Source organism: Paenibacillus sp. ACRRY (genome assembly GCF_022346995.1).
Classification (GTDB): Bacteria; Bacillota; Bacilli; order Paenibacillales; family Paenibacillaceae; genus Paenibacillus.
This window is the reverse complement of the sequence record NZ_JAKRNM010000028.1, coordinates 1-853: the sequence shown is the minus strand read 5'-3', so window position 1 is coordinate 853 and position 853 is coordinate 1. Positions and strand designations below refer to the sequence as shown.

The following is an 853-nucleotide window of genomic DNA, read 5'->3' as shown; positions in this document are numbered from 1 at the left end:
TTCGGACATCCCCGGATCAAAGCTTGCTTACAGCTCCCCGAGGCAGTATCGTTGTTCGCCACGTCCTTCATCGGCTCCTAGCGCCTAGGCATCCTCCGTGTGCTCTTAGTAGCTTAACCAATTCGCTCGTGTTCGAGCTGTCTCTTCCCTTGGTTTGCTGACGCAAATCCAAAAGTCGTTCCATTCGATCACTCGCTCATACAGTATCACTAATATTTGAAACTTGTTTTAACACAAGTTCAGCTAAAAGGAATGTTCTAATTCGCAATTTTCGTTTCGATATCTAGTTTTCAAAGAACAAGCTTGAAATCTTGTTGGTGGAGCCAAGCGGGATCGAACCGCTGACCTCCTGCTTGCAAGGCAGGCGCTCTCCCAGCTGAGCTATGGCCCCATATCAAATTATGAAAGTGTAAATGGTGGGCCCTGGTGGACTCGAACCACCGACCTCACCCTTATCAGAGGTGCGCTCTAACCAACTGAGCTAAGGGCCCGTATATTATGATTGAAACCCAATAGGGTTTACGCTTGGCGGCGTTCTACTCTCCCAGGACCCTGCGGTCCAAGTACCATCGACGCTGAAGGGCTTAACGGTCGTGTTCGGGATGGGAACGTGTGGAACCCCTTCGCTATCGCCACCAAACGTTTGAGAGTTTGAGCTCTCAAAACTGAGCAACGAGTGAGTAACTAGCCGACCTGGCTAGATTTTAGATTTGAATGTCTTCGTTACAGAAGACGATTCTCCATAGAAAGGAGGTGATCCAGCCGCACCTTCCGATACGGCTACCTTGTTACGACTTCACCCCAATCATCTATCCCACCTTCGGCGGCTGGCTCCTTGCGGTTACCCCACCGA

2 tRNA genes and 3 rRNA genes are annotated in these 853 nt (G+C 50.2%); all 5 read right to left on the bottom strand.

The window, feature by feature from the left end:
* Positions 1-119, bottom strand: a 23S ribosomal RNA gene (locus tag MH144_RS30625); the annotation flags it as partial.
* Between the two features lie 196 nt (positions 120-315).
* Positions 316-391: transfer RNA gene (locus MH144_RS30620), tRNA-Ala, on the bottom strand.
* A 23-nt stretch (positions 392-414) separates the two neighbouring features.
* A tRNA-Ile gene (locus tag MH144_RS30615) sits at positions 415-491 on the bottom strand.
* A gap of 32 nt (positions 492-523) precedes the next feature.
* Positions 524-640 (bottom strand): 5S ribosomal RNA (rrf, locus tag MH144_RS30610).
* Between the two features lie 106 nt (positions 641-746).
* Positions 747-853: ribosomal RNA gene (locus MH144_RS30605) — 16S ribosomal RNA — on the bottom strand; the annotation flags it as partial.